The sequence below is a fragment of the Bradyrhizobium sp. SZCCT0231 genome (genome assembly GCF_018130245.1).
GTDB lineage: Bacteria > Pseudomonadota > Alphaproteobacteria > Rhizobiales > Xanthobacteraceae > Bradyrhizobium > Bradyrhizobium japonicum_F.
On sequence record NZ_JAFCKP010000001.1, the window covers coordinates 1,218,665 to 1,245,033 of the forward strand.

Annotated in this window: 23 protein-coding genes and 1 tRNA gene; 15 read left to right on the forward strand and 9 right to left on the reverse strand. The window is 64.0% G+C overall.

Annotation, left to right across the window (positions count from 1 at the left end):
* Window positions 1-48: 48 nt before the first annotated feature.
* Both JQ566_RS05515 and JQ566_RS05520 read right to left on the reverse strand, forming a co-directional pair.
* Window positions 49-1,578: an aldehyde dehydrogenase gene (locus JQ566_RS05515; protein WP_212370808.1), complete on the reverse strand. Its 1,530-nt coding sequence runs from the start codon at window positions 1,576-1,578 to the stop codon at window positions 49-51.
* The gene (locus JQ566_RS05520) at window positions 1,575-2,225 is read right to left on the reverse strand and encodes a GntR family transcriptional regulator (protein ID WP_212370810.1); all 651 of its coding nucleotides are present in this window, start codon (window positions 2,223-2,225) and stop codon (window positions 1,575-1,577) included. Before JQ566_RS05520 ends, JQ566_RS05515 begins: the two co-directional genes overlap by 4 nt.
* A gap of 151 nt (window positions 2,226-2,376) precedes the next feature.
* Between JQ566_RS05520 and JQ566_RS05525 the strand changes: the two genes are divergently transcribed.
* The 5 genes from JQ566_RS05525 to rnz all read left to right on the forward strand — a co-directional run bounded on the left by JQ566_RS05525 (window position 2,377) and on the right by rnz (window position 8,111).
* On the forward strand, window positions 2,377-3,150 hold the full coding sequence (locus tag JQ566_RS05525; protein ID WP_212370812.1) for an alpha/beta fold hydrolase: 774 nt from the start codon (window positions 2,377-2,379) through the stop codon (window positions 3,148-3,150).
* A gap of 376 nt (window positions 3,151-3,526) precedes the next feature.
* A complete protein-coding gene (locus JQ566_RS05530) occupies window positions 3,527-4,744 on the forward strand; it encodes a multidrug effflux MFS transporter (protein WP_212370814.1) in 1,218 nt (405 codons plus the stop codon).
* Window positions 4,745-4,759: 15 nt separating this feature from the next.
* The gene (guaD, locus tag JQ566_RS05535) at window positions 4,760-6,157 is read left to right on the forward strand and encodes a guanine deaminase (RefSeq protein WP_212370816.1); all 1,398 of its coding nucleotides are present in this window, start codon (window positions 4,760-4,762) and stop codon (window positions 6,155-6,157) included.
* 15 nt (window positions 6,158-6,172) lie between these two features.
* Window positions 6,173-7,156, forward strand: coding sequence for an antibiotic biosynthesis monooxygenase (locus JQ566_RS05540; RefSeq protein ID WP_212370818.1), 984 nt, complete (start codon window positions 6,173-6,175; stop codon window positions 7,154-7,156).
* A gap of 52 nt (window positions 7,157-7,208) precedes the next feature.
* Window positions 7,209-8,111: a ribonuclease Z gene (rnz, locus tag JQ566_RS05545; RefSeq protein ID WP_212370820.1), complete on the forward strand. Its 903-nt coding sequence runs from the start codon at window positions 7,209-7,211 to the stop codon at window positions 8,109-8,111.
* Window positions 8,112-8,176: 65 nt separating this feature from the next.
* On the opposite strand, the gene JQ566_RS05550 is transcribed toward rnz, so the two are convergent.
* From JQ566_RS05550 to JQ566_RS05560, 3 genes are read right to left on the reverse strand one after another with little or no spacing between them, the layout of a single operon-like run.
* Entirely contained in the window at window positions 8,177-9,157 is a 981-nt protein-coding gene (locus tag JQ566_RS05550; RefSeq protein ID WP_212370822.1) for a G1 family glutamic endopeptidase, read from the reverse strand.
* The gene (locus JQ566_RS05555) at window positions 9,144-10,094 is read right to left on the reverse strand and encodes a phosphatase PAP2 family protein (protein ID WP_212370824.1); all 951 of its coding nucleotides are present in this window, start codon (window positions 10,092-10,094) and stop codon (window positions 9,144-9,146) included. The genes JQ566_RS05550 and JQ566_RS05555 overlap by 14 nt, the downstream gene beginning before the upstream one ends.
* Window positions 10,095-10,109: 15 nt before the next feature.
* Window positions 10,110-12,077: a BTAD domain-containing putative transcriptional regulator gene (locus tag JQ566_RS05560; RefSeq protein ID WP_212370827.1), complete on the reverse strand. Its 1,968-nt coding sequence runs from the start codon at window positions 12,075-12,077 to the stop codon at window positions 10,110-10,112.
* Between the two features lie 576 nt (window positions 12,078-12,653).
* Here JQ566_RS05560 and JQ566_RS05565 point away from each other — a divergent pair.
* From JQ566_RS05565 to JQ566_RS34955, 4 genes are all read left to right on the forward strand, one after another.
* Window positions 12,654-12,974, forward strand: a complete 321-nt coding sequence (locus JQ566_RS05565; RefSeq protein WP_212370828.1) for a hypothetical protein — start codon at window positions 12,654-12,656, stop codon at window positions 12,972-12,974.
* 186 nt (window positions 12,975-13,160) lie between these two features.
* Window positions 13,161-13,234 (forward strand) — tRNA-Gln (locus JQ566_RS05570).
* A 178-nt stretch (window positions 13,235-13,412) separates the two neighbouring features.
* Entirely contained in the window at window positions 13,413-13,775 is a 363-nt protein-coding gene (locus tag JQ566_RS05575) for a DUF1428 domain-containing protein (RefSeq protein WP_212370829.1), read from the forward strand.
* Between the two features lie 167 nt (window positions 13,776-13,942).
* On the forward strand, window positions 13,943-14,425 hold the full coding sequence (locus tag JQ566_RS34955; RefSeq protein WP_212370830.1) for an SEL1-like repeat protein: 483 nt from the start codon (window positions 13,943-13,945) through the stop codon (window positions 14,423-14,425).
* 396 nt (window positions 14,426-14,821) lie between these two features.
* On the opposite strand, the gene JQ566_RS05585 is transcribed toward JQ566_RS34955, so the two are convergent.
* The 3 genes from JQ566_RS05585 to JQ566_RS05595 form a co-directional block, all read right to left on the reverse strand.
* Complete coding sequence (locus JQ566_RS05585; RefSeq protein WP_212370831.1) at window positions 14,822-15,388, reverse strand: invasion associated locus B family protein; 567 nt, start codon at window positions 15,386-15,388, stop codon at window positions 14,822-14,824.
* A 61-nt stretch (window positions 15,389-15,449) separates the two neighbouring features.
* Entirely contained in the window at window positions 15,450-18,593 is a 3,144-nt protein-coding gene (locus tag JQ566_RS05590; RefSeq protein ID WP_212370832.1) for a multidrug efflux RND transporter permease subunit, read from the reverse strand.
* Complete coding sequence (locus JQ566_RS05595; RefSeq protein WP_212370833.1) at window positions 18,590-19,762, reverse strand: efflux RND transporter periplasmic adaptor subunit; 1,173 nt, start codon at window positions 19,760-19,762, stop codon at window positions 18,590-18,592. The genes JQ566_RS05590 and JQ566_RS05595 overlap by 4 nt, the downstream gene beginning before the upstream one ends.
* Before the next feature lie 398 nt (window positions 19,763-20,160).
* On the opposite strand from JQ566_RS05595, the gene JQ566_RS05600 reads away from it, so the two are divergent.
* The 6 genes from JQ566_RS05600 (at window position 20,161) to JQ566_RS05625 (ending at window position 25,925) form a co-directional block, all read left to right on the forward strand.
* Window positions 20,161-20,400: a hypothetical protein gene (locus JQ566_RS05600; RefSeq protein ID WP_027571757.1), complete on the forward strand. Its 240-nt coding sequence runs from the start codon at window positions 20,161-20,163 to the stop codon at window positions 20,398-20,400.
* 208 nt (window positions 20,401-20,608) lie between these two features.
* Window positions 20,609-23,005, forward strand: a complete 2,397-nt coding sequence (locus tag JQ566_RS05605; protein WP_212371505.1) for a TonB-dependent receptor — start codon at window positions 20,609-20,611, stop codon at window positions 23,003-23,005.
* 2 nt (window positions 23,006-23,007) lie between these two features.
* Complete coding sequence (locus JQ566_RS05610) at window positions 23,008-23,697, forward strand: Fe2+-dependent dioxygenase (protein WP_212370834.1); 690 nt, start codon at window positions 23,008-23,010, stop codon at window positions 23,695-23,697.
* A complete protein-coding gene (gene exbB, locus JQ566_RS05615; protein WP_212370836.1) occupies window positions 23,694-24,656 on the forward strand; it encodes a tonB-system energizer ExbB in 963 nt (320 codons plus the stop codon). The genes JQ566_RS05610 and exbB overlap by 4 nt, the downstream gene beginning before the upstream one ends.
* 3 nt (window positions 24,657-24,659) lie before the next feature.
* Entirely contained in the window at window positions 24,660-25,103 is a 444-nt protein-coding gene (exbD, locus tag JQ566_RS05620; protein WP_212370838.1) for a TonB system transport protein ExbD, read from the forward strand.
* Window positions 25,104-25,112: 9 nt separating this feature from the next.
* Complete coding sequence (locus JQ566_RS05625; RefSeq protein ID WP_212370839.1) at window positions 25,113-25,925, forward strand: energy transducer TonB family protein; 813 nt, start codon at window positions 25,113-25,115, stop codon at window positions 25,923-25,925.
* Here the strand turns inward: JQ566_RS05625 and JQ566_RS05630 are convergent.
* Window positions 25,913-26,335 (reverse strand): hypothetical protein, encoded by a 423-nt coding sequence (locus JQ566_RS05630; protein WP_212371506.1) that lies wholly within the window; start codon window positions 26,333-26,335, stop codon window positions 25,913-25,915. The two genes, JQ566_RS05625 and JQ566_RS05630, sit on opposite strands and share 13 nt — an antisense overlap.
* Window positions 26,336-26,369 lie beyond the last annotated feature (34 nt).

Sequence of the window (26,369 nt, forward strand, 5' to 3'; positions counted from 1 at the left end):
GGTTGATACGGCCCGCCTTCTATGGGCGGTCGGCCGGGTGCAGTTCTGCTAGTTCAGCCGCTTCTGATTGGCCGTGTCGCGATACCAGTCGAACGGCTGCTCGTGGGTCGCGACCATCACACTCTTGGTGTTGAAGTGGTCGTCGAAACTCTCGGTGCCGAATTCGCGGCCGATGCCGGAATCATCGACGCCGCCCCAGGGCGAGGCCGGGTCGAGTCGGTGATGATCGTTGATCCAGACGATGCCGGCCTTGACCGCGGCGGCAACACGGTGGGCGCGGGCGACGTCGCGGGTGCGGATCGCTGCGGCGAGGCCAAACGGCGAGTCGTTGGCGAGCCGGAGCGCATCGGCCTCGTCCTTGAACGGTGTCACCGAGGTGAAGGGACCGAACACTTCCTCCTGGAAGATGCGCATGTCGGACTTGACGTCGGCAAAGACCGTCGGCTCGACGAAATATCCGTTGTCGTGGCCCGGCACCTTGGCGGCAACGCCGCCGGTGACGAGACGCGCGCCGTCGGCGCGACCATAGTCTGCATAGGCGAGAACGCGGTCGCGCTGCTTGGCCGAGATCACGGGGCCCATCTGGGTGCTGGGATCGAAGGGATCGCCGACGCGGATCGTGCGGGTCTTGGCCTGCAGCTTCTCCACGAACTCGTCGTAGATCGAGGCCTGGACGATGTGGCGCGAGGCGCAGACGCAGGTCTGTCCGGCGCCGATGAATGCACCGAAGGCGGCATAGTTGACGGCGCGGTCGACGTCGAAATCGTCGAACACCATCACCGGCGTCTTGCCGCCGAGTTCCATGGTCTGATGCGCGAACACCTTTGCGGCCGCGCTGCCGGCGATGCGGCCGGCCTCCGTGCCGCCGGTCAGGACCAGCTTGTTGATGTCGCCGTGCTCGGCCAGCATCTTGCCGGCGCTCGGGCCGAGGCCGAGCACGATATTGAAGACGCCGGGCGGCAGGCCCGCTTCCGTGAAGATCTGCGCGAGCTTCAGGGTCGAGAGCGGCGTGTATTCGGACGGCTTCACCACGGTGACGCATCCAGTCGCCAGCACCACGGCGAGCGACTTGCACAGGATCATCAGGGGGTGATTGAACGGGGTGCAATTGGCGACGATGCCGATCGGCGTGCGGAGCGTGTAGTTCAGATAGGCGCCTTCGACGGGGATCACGGAGTCACGGCGCGACAAAGCGAGGCCGGCGAAGTAGCGGAAGAAATCGGGCAGGCGGGAGAGCTGGGCGCGGGTCTCGTTGACCGGGCGGCCGTTGTTGAGAGTCTCGAGCCGGTATAGGCTGTCGAGATTGGCCTCGAACGCATCGGCGAGCTTGTTGACCAGTCTGGCCCTGGCGCGCGTGTCCATGCCGCCCCAGGCCTTTCCTTCGAACGCGGCGCGCGCGCTTTTCATGGCGCGGTCGATATCCTCTGCGGTTGAATTGGGAATGCGGGCAATGACATCGCCGGTCGCGGGATTGCGAACGTCCAGCATCGCGCCGTCTCCGGCTTCGACCTCCCGTCCATCGATGAAATTGCCGTGGGTTTCGACGTCGATCGACGCGGGTTTCGACGGAACGTTCATGATGACCTCTCTTCGACGATGACGGCGTTGCGCTTGAGCGCCGGCAGAACGCGTTTTTCGGTGTCCCCGATGTGGGCCTTGATGATGCGCGCCGCGGTGCGCGTTTCGCGCTGCTGCATGGCGTCGATCAGTGCGACGTGCTCTGCGACGAGCTTTGCGGGGTCGTGGCCCTTCAGGTTGGAAATACTGACGCGGACCAGCCGGTCGGCCTGGCCGATCAGGTCGCACAGCGCCGCCGCCATGCGGCGATTGCCGGAGGCATGAGCCAGCGCAGTGTGGAAGCCGCGATTGTAGGCGATGAAGTCCTCGTGATTGCCCGAGAAGCGGCGGAATTCGTCGAGCGATTTCAAGACGCTGTCGGGGGCGCTTTCGATCGCTTCAGCAACGCAGGCCGCCTCCAGTGCGAGTCGGAAGCGCAGGAGGTCGCGGGCGTCGGAGAGCGAGATCGGCGTCACGCGGTAGCCCTGGCGCGGCTGCACCGTCACGAGGTGCTCGCGCTGGAGCCGCAGAAGTGCATCCCGAACCGGCTGCCGGCTCACCGAATAGCGCTCGGCCAGGTCTTGCTCGCGCATTTCATCACCCGGCGTAAGGCGACAAGCTAAAATATCAGCTCTAAGGAGATCGTAGATATTTTCGCGCAAAAGCATGACAATTGGAACCTCGTTGGCCCGTAATTTGACAATCCTGATATTTCACGTCAAGAGGCGAATGCTTGAATTCCCGGGGATTTGATTTATCAATCGGCCCGATGAGGCACGCGATCACGCGTGGTCCGACCGTCGCGAGGAAGAACCGGACATGGACAGGCTTCTTGCCAACGGGACCGTCAACGCCGCGCAATCGGGCGAGGGATCTCCGCTGTTTCTCTTCCACTCACTGCTGTCGGACCGCGCGAGCTTCGATGCGATCGTGCCCGCGCTTCGGGGATCGTTTCGGGCCATCGTACCGGAGTTGCCTGGGTTCGGCCGTTCACGCGCGGTGGAGGGCGGCTTTGCCGCGGTCGCCGACCGGATGGCCGAGGCCGTGCGGGATGCCGCTGGCGGCGCGCCGGCGATTGTGCTCGGCAACGGCTACGGCGGGTTTGTCGCCCTGCAGATGGTGATCCGGCATCCGAAGATCGCCAGCCGGCTCGTTCTCGCTGATTGCGGCGCGGCCTTTTCGGAGCCCGGACGCGAGGCATTTCGCAACATGGCGAAGGTGTCCCGGGCAAAGGGGCTGGAGGCCATCACTGACGTCGCGATGCGGCGCCTGTTCGCGCCCGAGTTTCAGGAGCGGCACCCCGACCTGATGCAGGATCGTCGCGCCGCATTTCTGCGGACGGATCCCGACGTGTTTCGTGCCGCATGCGAGGCATTGGCAGGCCTCGACCTCCGCACCGAGCTTGTCGCAGTAAATGTGCCGGTGCTCGTCCTGGTCGGCGAGCACGATGAAGCGACGCCTCCGCCGATGTCGCACGAACTGGCTGCCGGGTTGCCGCACGCTGAGCTCAAGATCATTCCAGGATGCGCGCACGTGCCGCAGCTTCAAGCGCCGCAGCAGTTCCTCGGGGCTCTCAGGGGCTTCTTGCTCTGACGGCGCTTCGCGTTCGAAGCACGATGCCTTCCGAACGGTTAATGGTGTCGGCGCGACGACGCGCTCGCAATTGGCGATGAGCTAACGATGGGCCTGTTTTGCCCGACGAGTCAAACGTCCGTCCGGACAGGGCGAGAGTCGCGGCGGGCGAAATCCCTCAACGATTTCTACTATGCATGGGGTTGTTTTCGCGTTTTTTGTCTCGAGCCCCTGGGTCACAGCATCAGCCGTCCAAATCCGTATCGCGACGAGACCTCCTAAGAGTTTTTATACACAGTTCTGGCACGCTCCGCGCGTCAAGATCCGCAACCTGCATCGTCGCCTCTCATTGCGCGCACGAAAAGACGGGCCTGCGGGCATCGAGGGGGCGTGAGCCATGACTGCACTTGCTTCGGACGCCGGTCGCGCGAAGGGTGGGATCGTGCCGATCCTGTTGTGCGTCGTGCCGTTCAGCCAGATCCCGCTCGACGCCTATACGCCCGGCCTGCCGCAGATGGTGGTGGATCTCGCCACCGACGCGGCGTCGATGCAGAACACCGTCACCGCCTACATGCTCGGCATGAGTCTGGCGCTGGTGCCGGTCGGTATCGCCTCGGACACGCTCGGCCGCCGCAACGTGCTGCTCGCGGGGCTGGCGGTGCTGATTGCGATGAGCATCGCCTGTGCGCTGGCCACCAGCGCCTCGCTGCTGCTGGGCTTGCGCTTCCTGCAAGGCATCGGCGGCTGCACCTGTCTCGTCGTCGCCTATGCGGTCGCAGCTGATTGTTTCCGCGGCCGCGAGCTCACCGCGATCTCCGGCCTGCTTGGCGCGGCGTGGGGGCTTGCGCCGGTGCTGGCGCCGGCGGCTGGTGGCTTCATTGTCGAGCTGACCTCGTGGCGCGGCGTCTTCATCGTCATTGCCATCGCCGCTGCGATCGTTGCAACGATCGTCGTATTCCTTCTGCCTGAAACATTGCCAGCGGAACGGCGCGCGCCGTTCGATCCGCGCCGGACTGCCGGTATCTTGCGCGAGGCACTCGTTCGTCGGGGCTTCCTGGCTTTCGTGCTGGTCTTTGCTGCCGCCGCCAGCGCGCAGCTGGCGTTCGGCGTGGTCGCGCCGTTCTTCTACCAGACTGGTCTTGGCTATTCGGCGGCCATCTACGGCCTCGTCGCGCTCGGCCTTGGCGGAGTCAATCTCGCCGGCGAGCTCGGCTGCGCGCATTTCGCGCGCTTCATGCCGGCGCGCATGCTGGGCTTCGGCGCCTTCGCGCTGTTCCTCGCCGGCGCTGCGGTCCTGACCGTAACGGGAATGACCGTCGGACTCGATTTCATGTCGATCACGATCGGCGGCGCGCTGGTGCTCGGCGGCTGCGGCGTGCTGTGCCCGATGATGTACGGCATGGCGCTCGGCTTGTTCGAGCGCGACCACGGCCTGATCGGCGGCCTCATCAGCGCGCTCTGCTATCTCGCCGTGAGCGGCGCCATGGCGATCGCGGCGGTGCTGCCTGAAGCAACGCAGGCGCCGATCGGATGGCTCTATCTCGGCCTCTGCGCCGTCGCCGGCACACTGCTTGCGATCTCGCTGCCCTCGGCGCGGCAGGCCACACACAGTTAAGGAAGGAACCAAATCATGACCACGGTCGGTATTCGCGGCACGTTCTTCGACTTCGTCGACGATCCCTGGAAGCACGTCGGCAACGAGCAGGCCTCCGCGCGCTTTCACCAGGATGGCCTCATGGTCGTCGCGGACGGCGTCATCAAGGCGTTCGGTCCTTATGACAAGATCGCCGCCGCGCATCCGGATGTCGAGATCACCCACATCAAGGACCGCATCATCGTTCCCGGCTTCATCGACGGCCACATTCATCTGCCGCAGACGCGCGTGTTAGGTGCCTATGGCGAGCAGCTCTTGCCGTGGCTGCAGAAGTGGGTCTATCCGGAAGAGCTCAAATACCGGGATCGCGACTACGCGCGCGAGGGCGTGAAGCGCTTCCTCGACGCGCTGCTCGCCTCCGGCACCACCACCTGCCAGGCCTTCACCAGCTCCTCGCCGGTTTCAACCGAGGAATTGTTCGAGGAAGCGGCCCGGCGCAACATGCGCGTGATCGCGGGCCTCACCGGGATCGATCGCAACGCGCCGGCCGATTTCATCGATACCCCCGACAATTTCTATCGCGACAGCAAGCGGCTGATCGCGCAGTACCACAACAAGGGCCGCAACCTCTACGCCATCACGCCGCGCTTCGCCTTCGGCGCCTCGCCGGAATTGCTGAGAGCGTGTCAGCGCCTCAAGCACGAGCATCCGGATTGCTGGGTCAACACCCACATCTCCGAGAACCCGGCCGAATGCAGCGGCGTGCTGGTCGAGCATCCCGACTGCCAGGACTATCTCGGCGTCTACGAGAAGTTCGACCTGGTCGGGCCGAAATTCTCCGGCGGCCACGGCGTCTACCTCTCCAACAACGAATTCCGCCGCATGTCGAAGAAGGGCGCCGCGGTGGTGTTCTGCCCGTGCTCGAACCTGTTCCTCGGCAGCGGCCTGTTCCGGCTTGGCCGCGCCACCGATCCCGAGCATCGCGTCAAGATGTCGTTCGGCACCGACGTCGGCGGCGGCAACCGCTTCTCGATGATCTCCGTGCTCGACGACGCCTACAAGGTCGGCATGTGCAACAACACGCTGCTCGACGGCAGCATCGATCCGGCACGCAAGGACCTCGCCGAGGCCGAGCGCAACAAGCTCTCGCCCTATCGCGGCTTCTGGTCGATCACACTCGGCGGCGCCGAAGGCCTCTATATCGACGACAAGCTCGGCAATTTCGAGCCCGGCAAGGAGGCCGATTTCGTCGCGCTCGATCCGAACGGCGGGCAGGTCGCGCAAGCGTGGCATCAGTCGCTGATCGCCGACGGCGCCGGCCCGCGCACGATGGACGAGGCCGCAAGCATGCTGTTCGCCGTCATGATGGTCGGCGACGACCGCTGCGTCGACGAGACCTGGGTGATGGGCAAGCGTCTCTACAAGAAGGGCTGAGGCGGACGGCTGCAAATGAGCGCATCTCCAGACACAGCCGGCCAGCCGGTTGCCCTCGTCATCCAGCGCCGCATCGCCGATGACGGCTTTGCTGCGTTCGCGCGGTGGAACGGCGAGGTCGGCGAAGTGCTCAAGGTGTGGCCCGGCTTCCTCAGCCAGGAGGTCGTGCCGCCGCAACCGCCGGCGCATGTGGATTGGGTGACGATCCTGCGCTTTGCGAGCCCGGCCGCCGCGCGTGCCTGGCTCCAGAGCGATGTGCGGGCGCGACGCATCGCAGAGGTGCAACGCTTCTTTGTCGGCTCGGAGGATGTTCATATCCTGCCCGACACCGGTGTTCAGCGCGACAATGCGGTGTCCGCCGTCATCTCGTTCAAGGTGCCTGAAGGCCTCGAGGACGCGTTCCTGAAATGGCAGCAGCGCATCCAGGCGGCGGAGGCCGAGTTCAAGGGATTTCTGCGCCACAAGATCGAGCGGCCGATTCCGGGCCTGCACGACGAATGGATCATCATCCTGTCGTTCGATTCTGATGCCAACCTCAATGCATGGCTCGACTCGCCGTTGCGGCAGACCCTGCTGAAGGAGGGCGAGCGTTTCAACGCCGGCATGAACGTGAAGCGGGCGAGCTACGGCTTCAATTTCTGGTTTCCGGCCGGCAAGACGCCGGCTCCGGAGCAAGGGCCGGGCTTCATCTGGAAGAGCAACCTCATCGTCCTCCTGGTGCTCTATCCCGTGGTGTACCTCTGGGGCACTTTCATCAGCGCGCCCCTGATCGACAGAAACGGCGCGCCGGTCTGGCTGTCGCTGTTCGTCGGCAATCTCGTCAGCACCCAGCTGCTCGGCTGGTGGCTGGTGCCCGCCGCGTTCAGGGCGCTCGACTGGTGGGTGACGCCGAAGGCTGCGATCAGTCGCCAGATCGCCGGCTACGCGCTGCTCGCCGTGCTCTATGCCGCGTCGATGGGCCTGTACGCGCTGTTGCTCGCGTGGCATTGGGGACGGTAAGACCGTCAACCGTATTGTCGCGGAGAAGGGCGGTCGCTGGATATCGACGACCATGTTCGCGCTGACATTTCTCGGGACCTCGGCGAGCGTTCCCTCAGCGGAGCGCAACCATCCGGCGCTTCTCGTGGAAGCCGCAAGCAAGCGTGTCCTGATTGATTGCGGCGAGGGCACGCAGCGCCAGCTGCTGCGCAGCGGCGCCGGCTTCCGGCGGCTCGACCGCATCCTGCTGACGCACGCGCATCTCGATCACGTGCTCGGTATTCCCGGCCTGTTCTCGACGCTGGGCCTGCGGCAGAGTTCCGATATGATGACAATTCACGGCGGGCAAGGCACGCTCGACATCGTCATCCGGATGCTCGCAGGGCTGTGGGGCGCGGGCAGGGCGCCGATAGCGGTCAAGTTCGCGCCGCTGACCGCGGGAGAGGTCATCGATGCCGGTGAATTCACCATCGACTGTTTTCCGGTCCGCCACCGCGATACCGACAGTTTTGGTTTCGTCTTCCAAAGCCCCGCGCGCCGTCATCTTCGGCCTGATCGCCTCGTTGCGCTTGGTGTCCCCGACGGTCCTTTGCGCGGCGAGCTGGCCGCAGGCCGACCGATCGTGCTTGCCAACCGAACCATCGATCCGGAAGACGTCCTCAGCCCGCCGAGCGGCGGCAGGAAGCTCGTCGTGATCGGCGACACCGAGACCACCGATGGGCTGTCGCAATACGTAGCCGGCGCCGACACGATGGTGATCGAGGCGACGTTCCTCGATCGCGACGCGCCGACCGCGCGGAGCTACGGTCATCTCACCGCGGCAGAAGCGGCCTCTTTTGCGGCCACGAACAACGTCGGGCAGCTCGTGCTGACGCATATGTCGGGACGCTACGAAGACGAGGAGATTCTTGCCGAGGCGACAAGGATCTTCCCGAACACCCGGATCGCCGCAGACTTCGACCACATCGTCGTCTAATCAGCCCGAAGCGAGGCGACGTCGACGCGGCCGTCCGTTGTCCCGACGAAACGCGCAATTCGCGCTCACGCCATCGGATCATGGAAAGTGCATGTGACGCCGATCGGGTCGCTCGCGTTCTCCTGCCGTAGTGCCGCGCGTGACACAATGACGGTACGCTCGGGATTTGCGAAAGTCTCGCGCATCTCGATCGTGAGTGCGTTGTCGGCGAGTGTCATCATGCGCCCTGACCCGACCGCTCCATCCGCAGCCCGCGCCACGCAGTAGCTGAAATCCACGGAACCATAATCGGGAAGCGGAAACAGGTCGCCGCTTCCCGGGTCTGTCGGCCGCTCCATCACCCATTCCACCGACGATCCGAGCGGTTCGATCTCTCCGGGGGGCTGTCGGGCGAGAAACGAGCGGAATTCGCCGGTGCTCTGGTTCTTGATGAAGTACAGAACGTCTCCGCTGACCTGGACCGCAAGACCGGCGAGGATCTCGTGGTCGGTCTCGATCGGAAGGTTGTCGATCACCGTGATCGCTTGTGGCGTGGTGTCTTTCTCGTCCGAGTTGTGCCACCAGTCCCACCAGGCAAAGTGATTTGGCTTGCGGTTGGGCCAGTGGCCGGTGCCGATTTGAGGAAGGGACGTATTGGGTAACTTGCCGTTGCGGCCGTCGAGGCCCACCCATAGCAACGATTTTGGATCGTCAGAGTGCGTGTTCAGCGCCGGCGCGGACGGCTGGCGTACGGCCGGCACCTTCCATTTGCCTGCGGCGAAAACAATCCGCTGCGGCCAGGGCGTGGAGATCAGCGCCCCCGACCAATTCAGCATCGACTCGAGCGCCCCTCCGAGCGACGGGGGATCGATGGTGCTGAACGTCGGTTGTTTCGCGAAAAAATGCGGCGCGACGAGAGTTTTCCAAAATTCGAACAGCTCCGGCTCGGTGAGAGCATCCGGCTTTTGCGGAATGCCGTAGAGATCGAGCTTGTCCGGGCTGGCCTCGAGGAGGTTGAAGCCGTCCGGCACGACCTCGTACAAGCCGTAGCCATCACTTTTGGGCATCTTTCCCTCCCGCGAAGACACCGGTGTCCTCCCACTCGCACCTGGCGTTGTCGACGAGCTCCGTGAACTTCGGCAGGTATGCCCGATCGAGGAGAATTTTGTCGGTGATCGCGCCTGCGAGTGTCACGCCCGCCACGGTGTCCGAGCGATAGTGGAGGCCGGCGATTTCGCGGTTGCGCGCCACTCTGGCGGCGAGCACGCCGAGCGACGTGTCAATCGTGGTTATCCCTGCAGCTGCCGGCGGGGGGACCGGACGGCCGAGCGATGGCGGAATGACTTCCTTGAGCAGCCTCGCGAAGACGTGAGCCTGGGTTGCGTGACCGCTTGGGAAGGACGCGTGCCCGCCGTGCTGGATCGGCGACATGAGGCCGGGGACGACCTGAGTTGGACGCGGACGATTGAAATGAGCCTTGTAGTGCATCGCGATCAATGCCGTGAGCGCGTCGGCGACGATCAGCATGCGCGATGTCGCCGGGTGCGTCGTCGCCGTCGCGGACACCAGATGCAGGAACTTGCTGATGAATTCGTCGGCTTCGGAGACGATGTCGCCGAGGGCCGCGGCGCGCTCATGAACCGCCATGTTCCGCAAAGCGATGATATCGTCGTCAAGAACCCCGGCCCAAGGGGTTGGTCCGGTGCCGAGCAGTGCAAATCCGCCGAGCCTGTCGAGCCAATCTGCCCGACTGGCTAGATCGGACATCACGACCCAGGCGTACCAACGGGTCGACCACAGCCTCATGCCAAAGCCGCTTGCATTGAATCTGGCGCCGGCGATGTCGCGCTCGCTTATGAACGGGCGATCGACGCGATCGCTGAACATGGCGCCGCCCGATCCGCCTGCGTTGCCGCCGTAGCCTCCATACCCGCCGTAGCCTCCGTAGCCGCCATATCCGCCGTAGCCGCCGTAACCGCCATACCCCCCGTATCCGCCTGCCATGTGTGCCTCCTCTGTTTAGAATTTGTCGGTGCCGCTGTTGCCGTCTCCGTGCTGAAGTGCCGATGCCAGCCGTGAGAGCGCTGCCTCGACGCGCGTCAGGGTCGGCTTCGGCCATGGCGACGTCGCGATCCACTTCAGGTCGATCTCGCCCGCCGACATCAGTGGCTGGGCAAAAGTCTGCGCCTCGTCGAGACGTCCGCTCTCCACGAGTGCAGCAACGAGGACCCGCAGGTTCACCTGGTTGCCGGGCAATTGCGTCGCAACCCGCGTCGCGTGTTCGATGGCAGATGTGAGGTCGTGCATGGCGAAGTAGGCCTGAGCCGAGATCATCTCGGCGAACCAGGCGTGCCGGTCTCTCGGGGACAGGCGCAGATTGACCGCGGCATCGCGGAGCGCGTCTTCGTAGTTCTCGCAGCGGACATGCACGGCGGCCCGGTACGCGAATGCGAGCGCCAGGTTCGGCGTAAGCTCGATCGCGCGGTCGAGCTGCTCGAGGGCCCCGACATGGTCGTGCTTGCACTGCGACAGCGTGTAACCGCCGACGGCGTTGGCGAGCGGATCCGCCGAGTTGCGCTCCAGCGCTCTTTCGGCGAGTGCACGCGCGGTATCGCGCTCGTTCAATGCATTCGCAGACCACCCGCGCGCCACGCGCTGCATGTGCCAGATGGCGCTGTAGGACAGGGGAGGTGCCCAGCTCGGGCTGAGGACATGCGCCCGCTCGAAATTGGTTCGGGCCGTCACGAACGTCGTGTAATCCGGACTGAACATCTGATCGTAACCGACCAACGCCAGTTGATAGGCGTCGAGATCGTCTGGTCTCTTCTGCATAGCGCGGTGAAGCTCCCGGTCGCGGACTTGGGGCGCCAGCGAGCGTATGACCTCGACGGCGATGCGATCCTGCAAGTCGAAGACGTCGGCTGCAGTCCCGCTGAGACGATCGACGCGGACGACTTCGACCGTTTCGGCGGCAACGAGCTCGGTCGAGATCCGGATCTGATCGCCGGCGCGCTGAATGCTTCCATGAAGCAGATATTGCGCATTGAGATCGCGGCCGATGGCACGCAGATCCGGCGTCTGCGATGCCGGGATCATCGTGGAGCCGCGGGAAATGACGAACAGCTCTTTCAAGCCCGACAGAGCCTGGACGACGCTGTCGACGACGCCGATCGTGAATTGAGGCTCCAGAGCGGGCGAGAGCGCGCGAAAGGGAAGGACGGCGACCGACGGTCGGCTGACGACGGATCCGGTCGGGGCGACCGCGGGTGCCGCTACGGCAGACGGAGCCGGCCGGGCGACGGTTTCGGGCTGCTGCTGCCGCAGGCCGGCAATCAAGTCCTGCGTCAGTTTGTGCGGCTCGATGTCGTAGGCATCTTCGAGTTGGCGCCAGAGGCGCGCATAGATCGCGAGTGCCGCGCCAATGCTCCCGGCCGCGAGATGGCTCTTGATGAGAACGCGAATGGCCAGCTCGTTCTCGGAATCCAGCCGGTGGATCGCCCTTGCTGCAGCTTCCGCGGTTGCCGTCACGACTGGGTCGGTCTCACCGGGCAGCAGCCTCGTCAGCGCGTCGATCAGCCGTTCGTGGATCAGAGGTCGCGTCTCTGCGAGCCATTCCGAGAATGCCGGATCGACGCCTTCCAGGTCGTCGAGGATATCGTCGGTCAGGCGTTCGCGCGTGAGCAGGAGTGGATGGACGATACCGCGCTCGGCATCCGAGATGATCTCGACCAGATCGCAGGTCACCCGTTCGATATCGAGTGCCACGTGGATCTGGTCTGCATGGAAGTGCGGGCAGCCGAGCGCTTTTAGCTCGCGCTGAATCTGGCTCAACGATTGGCGCAGCGAGCCCTTTGCAAGCGGGTCTTCCTTCTCGCTCCAGAGCAGCCCGACCAACTTGCTCCTGGGCAACTGGCGTGCGGAGGAGAGCATCATATAGCCGAGAAGCGCTTGCGCCTTTCGGCCGAGCCCGACCTCTTGCCCGTCCACGGACGCCGAAAATGCTCCGATGATTTTAAGTGTCAGGTGGCGGGGCTCGTCTGCGCCAACCGCCTTGTTGTTGACTCCCGACATCTCGTCCCATCCCCCGTCGATGGTGTCGACGACACTGTAGGAGGGCAGGCTCCGGGTGGCCAGACTTGGCAGAATGCAAACGATCGGTTCGCGCGGTCTGCGAAGCCAATGACAGGTGAGCTCAGGAATGCAGCCCGCCGGATCTGAAGCAATTCGGGAATGGTACATCTCGGCTCGTCAGATGGTCAAGGGTTGCGGAATGATCGAAATGCGACTTGCGTGCGGAATGAGAAATGGCTCGTCACTTCGAGCCGACGGGCGTGAAATCAGCGTGAATCGGCGGATCTTCGGCGGCATGCGGGGTATTCGCCGCGTCGTCGACAACTCACGCGCGAGCTCGATCCGACTTGTTCGCCTTGTCCGACGTATCGTGCGCGGCAGCGCATTGGCGCGCACCGGATTCACGGGCCATTCACGGTCTGCTTCGCATCGTCGGCCTACGTTTCGTTCACGACCGAACGGTCGCGCAACTTGGCAAGGTGGAGGCGTATCATGACTGTCCTGCTGAGAAACACCTTCAGAGCCTGGATCGATCGCGCGCCCGGCGCGCTGCCCAGGCTGATCATGACGGGAGACGTGCGGGTGCCGACCAACGGCGGGCAAGCCCGGCTGACAAAGCGCACGCCGCAGGGGATCAATCCGAAGATCCTGATCCTCGACGTGAATGCACAGGAGCCGAGCAGCGAGGCCCCGCAGGAGATCACGACGATCCCGCTTCGCTACGAGGAAAGTCCGCCGCAGGACGAATACGGCCAGGTGATGATTGCGCATAGCCGGGGCGAAATCGTCGTCAGCATTGGTCGCACGGATTAGCGGACGTTCACTCCGGTCGTATCCCGGTCCCCCATTGTGGGCTGACAGGCCATCCACCGGAGCGCTTGCCAGCCCAGATGCGAGCGGGTAGAACGCTGCCACGCCTGAGCCGTGATTTGCGCCAAACGCGCTTCCGGCCACAGCCGGACAAATCAGTAAAGCATTGAATTTGTTCGGCTATTCCGTTGGGGAATGGTGTAACGGTAGCACAACAGACTCTGACTCTGTTTGTCTTGGTTCGAATCCAGGTTCCCCAGCCAGCTCCAGGCACTTTTCCCAAGGTTTGGTTTCAAGCCCCTGAGCAGGATGGCAGGTTCACCGGCCTCGACGGGCCGCCTCGCTGCTCGCGGCGGTTTGCCTCACCTGACATTCGCATTTCCAAGTCGGATCGCAGCGCGCTGTATCGTCCTTGGGCGGTACAACCCAAGGAGATCCCTGATGCCCTATGTCGATGGTTTCGTTCTCGCCGTGCCGAAGGACAATCTCGAAGCCTACAAGGCGATGGCGACGACCGCCTGCACGGTCTGGATGGAGCACGGCGCGCTCGATTATGTCGAATGCATCGGTGACGACGTTCCCCATGGGGAGCTCACCTCGTTTCCGCGCGCGGTGATGGCGAAGGAGGACGAGGTCGTGGTGTTCGCCTGGATCGTGTACCGCGACCGGGAGACCCGCGATGCCGTCAACAAGAAGGTCATGGCGGACCCGCGGCTGCACATGGAGGGCATGCCGTTCGACGGCAAGCGCATGATCTATGGCGGCTTCACGACGCTGCTCCGGGCGAGCGATATCGGTGGCTGACAGGTACTGTCGCCAACAAACGAGGCGGCCTGAGCCCGGACGGAGCGCGAGAGAAATCCGGTGCGCATCTCGATGTCGGCTGATCGGCTTCGCTCGAGCAGCCATGACAGGTGTCGGGTCATGGTGTTACGCTTGTACGACTTCCAAGACGAGCGGGGGATTGGATCGTGTTCTCGGATGCGCTCGGCTTCGATGTCGGGGTCGCCAGACTTTTGAGACAGGATGATGACGGCGAAGCCGTCGCCTATCTGGAAAAGTTCATCGCGAAAGGCTCTATCATGGCCATGATCGAGATGGCCGAATATCTGGATGACACGGGTGATCGGTCCGCGAGCCTGGCGTGGATGGAGCGAGCGGAGGCATCGATCGCCGCCGACGATTGCGAGTCGTGGCTTTATCTCGCCGGCGCTTTGCGACGGGGGCGCGGGACCGGAACGGCCCAGGAGCGCTACTTCCGAGCCTTCGGTCTGAAAGAGCGGGTTGCGGAGGCCGGCCATCTGGCGACCATTCGAGAGATGATCGTCAACTATTTTGAAGGTCTCAATGGTGCGCCGAAGGACACTGACCGCACGATTTACTGGCTCAGAAAGGCGGCGGCGCTTGGCGACGAGGAGGCGAAACAGATCTTGCGCGAGGAAGGTCTGTCATAGCTCCGCCTGCAGCGGCGTCTGGGAGCGATGATCGCTACATGGTGGGAGCAAGCCGAGAAGCACAAGGTGTTGCCGCTCGACGACCGCTTCGGCCCGCGCTTCGCGGAGAACGCCTCGTGTAGCTGCGGCTGCGCACATCAGGCGCTATGAGGCGCCGTTCGAATACGCGGGGCGGCTCCTCCGCGTCACCGTCACCATGCACGACGACCAGAAGCTCGACGGCGATGCCGTCGGCAACGCGCAGATGGCGCGGCAGTGAGGAAAACCGGTGTCATGCCCCGCGAAGGGGCATCCAGTACGCCGCGGCCTCTCGGCTCAACCACCGCCGTCTCTGGGATACTGGATCGCCCGCCCCAGTGCGCAATTGCGCACAAGGCGGGCGATGACAGTGTGCCCTTACTTGATCTTGTCGTAAGCCGCCGCGAAATCGCCCAGCGGCATCGGGATCGCGATCGTCTCCTTGGCCATGTTCTGGAAGGAGACCTTCAGCTGCTTGCCCGACCGCAACGCTGCGAGCAGGTCCGCTGCGATCGGTGTCGAGGCATAGCAGCCGCGGTTCTCGCAAGTCTGGATCTGGAGATCGACCGTCTTGCCTTCGTCCACCTGGAGCTTGGCGCCGACGGGAAGATTGAGACCGAGCGGCAATTGCAGCAGCGCGATCGGCGTGCGGGTGTCGGGCGCGATGCGGATGTTGATTAGGACGACGGTCTGGCCGGTCTTGGTCAGCACCGCGTTCTGCTCCATCGCGCATTCGAGCGGCGCGTCGCGGCTTGCGCTGGCGCAGCGGACGATCCAGCCGGGTTGTCCGGAAGCGCCGTCAGCCTGCGCTTGCGTCGGGGCAGGCGCGGGCTGCGCGGCCGGCGCAGGGGTTGCGTTCTTCTTGGCGCCCTGCTGGGCATGTGCGGCGCCCGCTGACAGCAGGATGGCAGCGGCAAGGGCAACACGTCTGGATTGCATGGGCATGGCGAAACCGCATTTGCGAACCGGGGCCTCGCTGTAGCGTTGCCGGCCGCGCGGCGCAAGCTTACTCGGCGGCTTCCTTGACGCTGCCGTGTTCGGCCGCCTCATGGCCTTCGTCGCCCGAACGGCCCCAGCCTGAGAACCAGTTGTTGAGCTCGTCGAGATAGAGATAGACGACGGGCGTGGTGAACAGCGTCAGCGCCTGGCTGACGATCAGGCCGCCGACCATGGCGTAGCCGAGCGGCTGGCGGATTTCGGCGCCGGTGCCGTGGCCGAGCATCAACGGCACGCCGCCGAGCAGCGCCGCCATCGTCGTCATCATGATCGGGCGGAAGCGCAGCAGTGCGGCCTGGCGGATCGATTGCTCCGGCGTCTTGTGCTCGTCGCGCTCGGCGGCAATCGCGAAGTCGACCATCATGATGCCGTTCTTCTTCACGATTCCGATCAACAGGATGATGCCGATCAGCGCGATCAGGCTGAAGTCGAAGCCGGCCGCCATCAGGATCGCGAGCGCGCCGACGCCGGCCGAGGGCAGCGTCGACAGAATCGTGATCGGATGGATGTAGCTCTCGTAGAGAATGCCGAGGATCAGGTAGACCACGACCAGCGCGGCGAGGATCAGGAGCGGCACGGTGCCGAGCGATTGCTGGAACGCCTGCGCGGTGCCCTGGAAGCTCGAATTCAGCGTCGGCGGCGCGCCGAGCTCGGCCATTGCCCGCTGCACGGCTTCCGTTGCCTGGCCGAGCGCCACGCCTTGCGCGAGGTTGAAGCTGATCGTGATCGCCGGGAACTGGCCCTGATGGCTGATCGAGAGCGGGCGGACCGGATCGGTGGTCCAGGTCGCGAAGGTCGACAATGGCACCTGGTCGCCGGTCAACGGCGACTTCAGATAGAGCTTGTTCAAGCTGTCGAGATTGCCCTGCATCTCCGGCAGGATCTCGAGGATCACCTTGTAGGTGTTGAGCTGGGTGAAATACTGCGTGACCTGCCGCTGTCCGAAGGCGTCATAGAGCGTGTCGTCGATCAGCTGCGGCTGGATGCCGTAGCGGGCGGCGGTGTCGCGATTGATCTTGAGCTGCACCGTCGTGCCCTGCGTCTGCTGGTCGGTCGCGACGTCGCGCAGCTCCGGCAGCGTCTGCATCTTGGCGAGGATTTTCGGCGCCCACTCGTTGAGCTCGGCGAGGTCGGCATCCTGCAAGGTGAACTCGAACTGCGTGCGCGTCGGCCGGCCGCCGAGCCGGACGTCCTGGGCTGCCTGCATGTAGAGGCGGGCGCCCTCGACCTTGTCGAACTGCGGACGCAGGCGCGCGATGATCTGCTGTGCCGAGGCCTCGCGCATATCGCGAGGCTTGAGCGTGATGTACAGGGCGCCGTTGTTGCCGGCGCGTCCGCTGCCGCCGATCGCCATGGCAACGCTGGCAACGTCGGGATCGGCCAGGATGATCTTGCCGAGCTGCTCCTGGCGTCTCATCATCTCCTTGAACGAAATGTCCTGCGAGGCTTCGGAGGTGGCCGTGATCAGGCCGACGTCCTGCTGCGGGAAGAAGCCCTTCGGGATCAGCACGAACAGGTAGATCGACAGCCCGAGCGTGGCGAAGAATATCGCGAGCGTGGTGCGCCGCCAGGCCAGGGCGTGGTCGAGCACATATTCGTAGCCGCGCAGCATGGCGTCAAAGGCACGCTCGCTCCATTGATAGAAGCGGCCGTGCTGCACTTCGCCATGGGCGCGCAGGAAGCGCGAGGCCATCATCGGCGTCAGCGTCAGCGACACGAACATCGAGACGAAGATGGTCATCGCCAGCACGACGGCGAATTCGCGGAACAGGCGCCCGATGATGCCGCCCATCAGCAGCAGCGGGATCAGCACCGCGACCAGCGAGATGCTGATCGAGACGATGGTGAAGCCGATTTCCTTGGAGCCCCTGAAGGCGGCCGCGAGCGGGGTTTCGCCTTCCTCGATGTAGCGGGTGATGTTCTCGAGCATCACGATGGCGTCGTCGACGACGAAACCGACCGCGATGGTGAGCGCCATCAGCGACAGATTGTCGAGCGAATAGCCGGCCACCCACATCAAGGCGCACGCGCCCAGAAGCGCCAATGGCACCGTGACGGTGGGGATGACGGTCGCCCAGAAGCTGCGCAGGAAAATGAAGATGACCATGACCACGAGCGCGATTGTCAGCAGCAGCGTGAACTGGACGTCCTCGACCGCGGCGCGGATGGTCGTGGTGCGGTCGCTGATGAGCTCGATCTTGATCGCCGGCGGGATCGCTGCAACGAGGCGGGGCAGGGTCGCCTTGATCCGGTCCACGGTTTCGATGACGTTGGCGCCCGGCTGCTTGAAGATCACCAGGAATACGCCGCGCTTGCCATTGGCCCAGGCCGCCTGCTTGGCGTCTTCAGCGGCGCTGACCGCTCGGCCGATGTCGCGAATCCGCAACGGACCGCCGTTACGATAGGCGATGATGACGTCGTTCCAGTCCTTCGACTGGGTGAGCTGGTCGTTGGCGTAGATCGTGTAGGCGCGTTTCTCGCCGTCGATATTGCCCTTGGGGCTGTCGACCGTGGTGATCGCGATCTGGCTGCGCACGTCCTCCATCGACAGGCCCTTGGCGACGAGCTTCGCCGGGTCGACCTGGATGCGGATGGCGGGTTTCTGCTGGCCGCCGATGAAGACCTGGGCGACGCCCGAGAGCTGACTGATCTGCTGGGCAAGCTGGGCGTCGACCGCGTCGCTGACGCTGGTCAGCGGCAGCGTCTCCGATGTCGCCGACAGCAGCAGGATCGGCGCGTCGGCGGGGTTGACCTTGCGGTAGGTCGGAGGCGAAGGCAGGTTTTTCGGCAGCTGGCCGCTGGCAGCGTTGATGGCGCCCTGCACGTCGTTGGCGGCGCCGTCGATGTTGCGATTGAGATCGAACTGGATGGTGATCGACGCCGTGCCCAGATAACTCGTCGAGGTCATCTGCGCGATGCCAGGAATCTGGGCGAATTGCCGCTCGAGCGGCTGCGCCACCGACGAGGCCATCGTTTCGGGGCTGCCGCCGGGCAGGTTGGCGGTGATCTGGACGGTCGGAAAGTCCACCTGCGGCAGGGGCGCAACCGGGAGCAGGGGATAGGCGACGAGACCGACAAAGAGAATGCCAGCCATCAGCAGCGAGGTGCCGATGGGATATCGGATGAAAGGTGCCGAAATCCCGCCCCCGATCATTCCTGTCGTACCTTGTTCTGGGCTGGATCCGAGCTTGCCACCGCCGTCGACACAAGGCTGCCGGGCTGGACCTTGAACTGACCGCCGACGATCACCTGCTGGCCCGGGCTCAAGCCTTCCTCGATGACCGATCGCCCGTCGATGCCATAGCTGACCCTGATCTTGTGCACCTCGGCCTTGTTGTCCTGATTGACGGTATAGGCGTAGAGTCCGTTGGTGGAATGCTGGACCGCGTCATCCGGAACCACGGTCGCATCCTTCAGCGTTCGCACCAGGAGCCGCGTCGATACCGATTGGCCGGGCCACAGCGTGTGGTCCTTGTTGTCGAACACCGCCTTGAGCCGGATCGTCCCGCTGGTCGTGTCGACCTGGTTGTTGATGACCGCGAGCTTGCCCTCGGCCAGCGTTTTCTTGCCGTCGGTCGTGAAGGCGATCACCTTGAGCGCGCCGGCTTTCTGGCCTTCGCTGATATAGGGGAGCTGGTCTTCCGGCGCCGTGAAGATCACCGAGATCGGCTCGACCTGCGAGATCATGACGATGCCCGTCTGCGTCGAGGCGTTCACGATATTGCCGATGTCGACCTGGCGCAGGCCGGCGACACCGGGGATCGGCGCCTTGACCTGGGTGTAATCGAGCTGGGTCTGGGCGTTGGCGATCGCGGCCTCGTCGGCGGCGATCTGGGCGGTGAGCTGGGCGACGGTCGAGCGCTGGGTATCCACCCGCTGTGCGGTCGCGAATTCGCCGAGCCTCATGGCGCGCTGAAGTTCGAGATTGGCGTTGGCCAGACTAGCTTCGTCCTGCGCCTTCTTGGCTTTCGCCTGGTCAAGCGCGGCTTGATAGGGACGGGGGTCGATCGAGACCAGGAGATCGCCCTGCTTGACGATCTGGCCCTCTTTGAATTCGAGCCTGTCGATCTGGCCATCCACCCGGGTTCGGACGTGGACCGTATTGAAACCCTGAACCGTGCCGAGACCGGTGAGGTAGACCGGAAAGTCGATCTTCTGGACCGGCGCAACGCTGACGGGGACGGCGGCGGGGCGAGGCGGGCCTTTTTGTGCCGTCTGGGTTTTTCCAGCCTGGGACGAGCCGAATTTCTGCCAACTGTAATAACCCGCGGAGGCCACGGCCGCGATGATCAGAAGCCAGAGGATCGGCCGGGACTTTTTCATGTCGTCTCGTGTCGGCTCGTATGCCCTCAGCTACGAATAATAGGGCCATCGTAGAGTTCCAACGCGATGTATAATACACGCTAAGTTCCAGTGTAAACAGCACTATCGGTTGAGAATCCTAAACAATTGGAAAGCTTTGCACCCTTCGGGCAGTGGTCTGGCGCGCCGATGTGCAGTGCTGAATTTTCCCGGCTTCGACCGATCGGCGTGCCAGTCTTGCGCAGCACCCAAGGCAGCACCCAAGGCAGCACCCAAGACGGTGTGCTCATGCCGAATGACGTCGCGCCAGCCGCGGTTCGGATCAGTCGCAAGAACGGTTCTAAGTCGCGTGCAGACCGTTTCGGTTGTCAGGCATATCGGCATCGTCCATATCGGCGCCGCCATGAATGGAGCGCAGGATGGACGAGCTGAACGGCAAGCTGATCGCATGCCAGATTCTGATCACGGGATTGATCGCGCGTGTCGCCAACGAGCAGCGCGATCCCTTGCGCTTCCTCACCGACTTTCGCGACGAGATCAAAGCCGTCGTGAACGGCGTCAACATCGCCGGCATGGACAGTACCGATCGCGTGCGCGCCGTTGCGCAGAAGACCGTCGACGAATTGTTCTCGCTGATGAAGCCGCCGAGCAGCGACTGAGAACGAAGCGCTATAGCTGCGTTGTCTTTAGAACGAGTCCAATCTCGTCTGGGAACGATTTCAAGCTGCAGTTTAGAATCGTTTTGATCTGGACCGATTCAAACATTCTCGCGAACGGCTCGCATTGACCCGCTATTTTGCGGCCGATACCAACAGCCCATCGTTCGTTCGAAGTGAATGAACGAACAAGAAGATGGGGCGTTTGGTAATGGGGCAGGTGGTCGCACCGAAGTCGTTGCGTTCGGTCGTAGCGTTCGATCCGATGGATGAGAGGTCCGCGGGCGTTTCCGGTAAAAAAGTTTCAGCGGTTGCGAGCTTGATAGCGGTGGCGTCGGTGTCGAGCGGCGCACAGGCGCAGCAGTCGAACCTGCCGCCGGTGACGGTCGATGCTCCGGTCGAGCGTCCGCGTCCGGCGGCCTCGAAGCCTTCGCCTGAGCAGGTCCGCGCCCGCAACGCGCTTCGCCGCGCCGCGCAGCGCCAGCAGGCGCAGCAGACGGCTCCCACTACGCCGTCCGGCGCTCCCGACGGCAATCCCTATGCCGATCCGGCGGCGCCCTACAAGGTCGACCACGTCCAGGCCTCGGGCAAGTTTCCCGAGAAGATGCTGAACACGCCGAAGACCATTACGGTGCTCAGCAAGGAAGTGCTCGAGGACAAGAACGCCACGACGCTGAAGGAGATCGGGCGCTCGACCGCGGGCGTGACGCTCGGCTCGGGCGAGGGCGGCAACGCGTTCGGCGACCGCTTCTTCATCCGCGGCTTCGATGCGCGCAACGACGTCTTCATCGACGGCATCCGCGATCCCGCCGTTTCCATCCGCGAGAACTTCTTCACCGAGCAGATCGAGATTCTGCGCGGACCGGCATCCTCCTATGCCGGCCGCGGCACCGCCGGCGGCGCCATCAACATCGTCACCAAGCAGGCCGGCGACGTCAACTTCAAGCGGATCGACAGCGAGTTTGGTACCGACATGACCAAACGCGTCACGCTCGACGTCAACCAGGTCATCGATCCGACCTTCTCGGTGCGCGCGGGCGGTCTGTTCCAGGACGCCAACGTCGCCGGACGCGACCACGTCACCGACAATCGCTGGGGCAGCTTCATCTCGACCAAGTACACCCCGACCAACGACATCAAGATCACGACGAACTACGTCCATACCGATCTCAGCGGCTATCCCGATTTCGGCGTGCCCTATTACAAGCAGGGCAACGTGCCGGTGACCTCGGCGGGCATTCCGCGTGGCAACTGGTACGGCTTCCTCAACCGCGACTTCCAGACCGCGCGGCAGGATTTCGGCACCGGCACGATCGAGTACAAGGTCAACGAGGCCATTACTCTGACCAGCAAGGTGCGCGGCGAGCACTCGCTGCTCAACTATATCGGCACGCTGCCGCAGAACCCGAACACGACCAGCCCCAACCCGCTGCTCTGGACCACGACGGCGAGCGCGCAGAGCCGGTACCAGAACGTCGACGTATGGGCCAACCAGAACGAGGCCACGTTCAAGCTCGACACCGGCGGGGTCAAGCACACGGCGGTGTTCGGCGTCGAGTATTCGAACGAGAACATCTCGATCGACCGCTATGCCGGTCTCGCATCCGAACTGTCCGGTTCCGCCTTCACCAGCACTGGCGCCGTGACGGGGGTCAATCTCTACGCCCCGCAATACACCAACATTCCCTTCGGTATACCGTCGCTGCTTGGAAATCCGACGCGCTACGGCGTCAACACCAGCAGCGTGTACGTCATGGACACCGCGAACTGGCAGGACACGGTCATCGTCAACGGCGGCATCCGCTATGACGGCTACAGCCAGAGCGCGTCGAACAATACGAACTATGTGAAGCAGAATGCCGATCTGGTGAACTACAACGTCGGTGTGGTCTACAAGCCGATGTCGATCGGCAGCGTGTATGGAGCCTACGCGACCTCGGCCAATCCGTTCGGTTCGGAGCTGGACGCGACCGGCACCGACTACGGCGGCGTTCCCCCCAACTCGACCATCCTGCTCGGGCCCGAGCGCAACAAGGCGATCGAGCTCGGCACCAAATGGGAGCTTGCGGATGGCCACTTGCTGGTGACCGGTGCGCTGTTCCAAACCACCAAGGACAACGCGCGCGAGACCGTCAACGGCCGGCTTACCTCGGGCGCTGCCTACAGAATCCAAGGCATCGACATCGAAGCGGAAGGCAAGATCACCGACCGCTGGAGCATCTTCGGCGGACTGGTGCTGATGCAGTCGAAGGTCACGCAGAGCGGCGTTGCTTCGAATATCGGGCTGCAACTCGCCAACGTTGCCCACCAGTCGTTCAGCATGCTCACCAAGTACAAGTTCGATGACGGTTGGGAGCTTGGCGGCCAGGCGGTGTATCGCTCCAAGGTCTATGGCGGCACGTTCGCGGCCAACACCAACGAGCTGCCGAGCTATTGGCGTTTCGATGCGTTCGTCGAGAAGAAGATCGACCAGAACTGGACCATGAAGTTCTACGCGCAGAACCTGACCAACAAGCTCTATTACGACTCGTTCTATCGCAGCAACGTGCCGTTCGTGGCGGTTGCGCCGGGACGGGCGTTCTACATCGTGACGACGGCGAAGTTCTGATCATGTTGACGTGCCTGCCAGGCGTTCTCAGCAAGGATGATGTGGCGGATTTCCGCCGCATCATGGATGCCAGCGAGTGGGAGGACGGCCGCGCCACCGCCGGCGCGCAGTCGGCGATGGTCAAGCGCAACGAGCAATTGCCTGCAGACAGCGAGGTCGCGCGCAAGCTCGGCAACCGCATCATCTCGGCGCTGACGTCGAACCCACGCTTCATCGCGGCGGCGATCCCGCTCCAGATCTTCCCGCCGCTGTTCAACCGCTATGCGGCCGATAGCGGCCACCATTTCGGCCTGCACGTCGACAATGCGATCCGCGGCGACCGTCTGACCGGCCTTCGCATCCGCACCGACCTGTCGGTCACGCTGTTCCTCGCCGAGCCGGAGGAGTACGACGGTGGCGAACTTGTGATCGAGGACACCTACGGCTCGCACGAAGTCAAGTTGCCTGCCGGGGACTGCGTGCTCTATCCCTCGACCAGCCTGCATCTGGTCACCCCCGTGACCAGGGGGACGCGGGTTGCATCTTTCTTCTGGCTTCAGAGCATGATACGGGACGATCAAGCCCGGAGCATGATCTTTGACCTCGACACCGCGATACAGGCGCTGGTGCAACGGCTCGGGCGTGACGATCCCGAAACGGTCAAATTGACGGGTATCTATCACAACCTCATTCGCTACTGGGCCGAAGTATGAAGAGCATGTCCTTCCAAGCAAGCCTTGCCGCAGCCTTGATGCTGGCGGCCGCCTGGCTCGCCCCCCCCGTTTCTGCCCAGACACAAAGCCCGCCGGCGGCCCCGGTCCAATCGACAGCCCAACCGTCCGCGGCCGGAACGGTTCCGTCGGCAACCGCCCCGGCGGCCCCGGCGCCTGCGGCCTCGACGGCTCCCGCCGTTGCGGGCGCGGCCCCCGTGGCCGTCAATCCCGCGAGTGCGAAGCCCGAGGCGGCGGCCATCGCGCCGGCCCTGAAGGAATTGTCGCCCTGGGTGATGTTCATGTCGGCGGACGTCATCGTGAAGGCGGTGATGATCGGGCTCGCCTTCGCCTCGCTGATGACCTGGACCGTCTTCATCGCCAAATCGATCGAGCTGTCGGTCGCCTCGACCAAGCTTCGGTCGGCCTTGAAGAAGATTGCGGAGGCGCGCTCCCTCGCCGAGGCGCAGATGGCGCTCGGCACCAAGGAGGGCATGCTGCCGTCGTTCCTGGCGGCGGCGCTGCGGGAGGCGCGGATGTCGGCCGGCCTGTCCAGCGATGCCGGCATCAAGGAGCGCGCGGCCTCGAGCTTTTCCGAGATCGTGCGCGCGGAACAGCGCCGCATCCGGATCGGCATGGGCGTGCTTGCGACCGTCGGCTCGACCTCGCCCTTCGTCGGCCTGTTCGGCACGGTCTGGGGCATCATGAACAGCTTCATCGGCATCTCGAAGTCGCAGACCACGAACCTCGCCGTGGTCGCGCCCGGCATCGCCGAAGCGCTGCTCGCCACCGCGATCGGCCTCGTCGCCGCCATTCCCGCCGTCATCATCTACAACCACTTTTCGCGCGTGACGAAGGGCTATCTCGAGCTGGTCAGCCGCGCCTCGGGCGCTGCAGGGCGGCTGCTCTCCCGCGATCTCGACCGCAGCCACGGCAGCGTGCATTCACGCGCGGCGGAGTAGACCATGGCCGTTTCACTCGCAGACAATGATGACGACGACGACTTCTCGGAAACGCATGACATCAACGTCACGCCGTTCATCGACGTCATCCTGGTGCTGCTGATCATCTTCATGGTCGCCGCGCCGCTCTCCACGGTCGACCTGCCGATCGATCTGCCGACGTCGAGCGCGACGCCGCAGAAGAAGCCGGACAAGCCGACTTATCTCAGCATCAAGCCCGATCTGACGCTCGCGATCGGAGAGAACCCGGTTCACCGGGCGGAGTTGATCGGCACTCTCGACGGAATGTCGGACATGGCCAAGGACAAGTATGTTTTCCTGCGCGCCGATCGCTCGGTGCCATATGGCGAGTTGATGGGCGTGATGGAGCTGCTGCGCTCAGGCGGCTATACGCGGGTGAAGCTGGTCGCGCTGGAGGCGCCTGCGGCAGGCGCCGCTCAGCCTTAAAGGCCAGCCATGTCGCACGAACTCAGACCATCCCGGAGGCTCTGGATCTTGGCGGCAGTGGCGGCGCTCGCGCTCCATCTGGGCGGTGCAGCGCTCGCGCTGGCCCATTTGCGCGCCGACGACGACGGCGACGGTCTCGGCGCGGCCGGAGCCGAGTTCGCGGTCGAGATGGCTTCGCCCAAGGTGCCCGATACCGATCTGCCGCCTGGGCCCGATAGCGAAGCGATGCAGGAGCAGCAGGCGCTTCCCGAGCAGAAGGCCGAGACCAAGGAGACGGAGCTTCCGAAGGACCAGTCGCAGGAGGTCGAGGATCCTGACCGCGTCGTGACCGAGAACAACACGAAGAAGCCGACGGAAGACGATCCGAAGATTCAGGCTGTCGAAACTCCCGCAGCCGAGGCATCGCCGAAGTCGGTTGCAACGGCGCGGCAGACGCTCGACGAAGACGCGCGCGAAGCCGAGAAAGCCCTGGCACCCGTGCTGGGGCTCGGCAAGGACATCCTGAAGATCACGGCCGACTGGAACCGCAAGATCAGCGCGCATCTTGCGGCTCACAAGGTCAATCCGGAAGGCAAGCAGCCCAATAACCAGAAGGTCAAGGTGAGCTTCGCGATCAACCGGAAGGGCAACGTGCTGTCGGTCGATGTTGCGGAGTCGTCGGGAGATGCAGCCTACGATGCTGCGGCGGTGTCGATTGTCCGCAAGTCCGATCCGATCCCGCAGCCGCCTGCCGGACTGACCGACGACCGGTTCGAACGGACCGTGGACATCATCTTCACCCCGCCGGACGCGAAGAAGAAAAAGTCGGCTCAGCGCCAGTAGAGCCGGATTCCGACATAGACCACGACCAGGCAGGCGAAGATCAGCGCCACCGGGAGCGGCCGTTTCTGGCCTCCGGCGAATGCCGTCGCCCCGAAGGAGGCGGCCTTCTTCGGCTTCCGCGCCGGGCGGCGGAAGGCGGTAACATTGTCCGCCGCCGGCTCGGCCTGGCGGGGCCGGACGTCGGGCGGCGTGCCAGCGCCGCCCATTTCGACGTAATAGGCCTTGTAGATCGCGCCGATGGTGGCCTCGGTGGCCTCGCTCTCACTCATCTGCGCCAGCAGGTTCTGGTAGCTCGCCAGGAATTCCTGGGCTTCCGTGGGCAATGCGGACGCCCCGTTGAGCTTGGCCATCATCTTCCAGGTGGCGAAATCGGCGCGGGCGCGGGTGTCTGCGCGTCGCGCGATCAGCATATCGGCAGCTTTGACCAAGTCGGCCTCTGGCCCT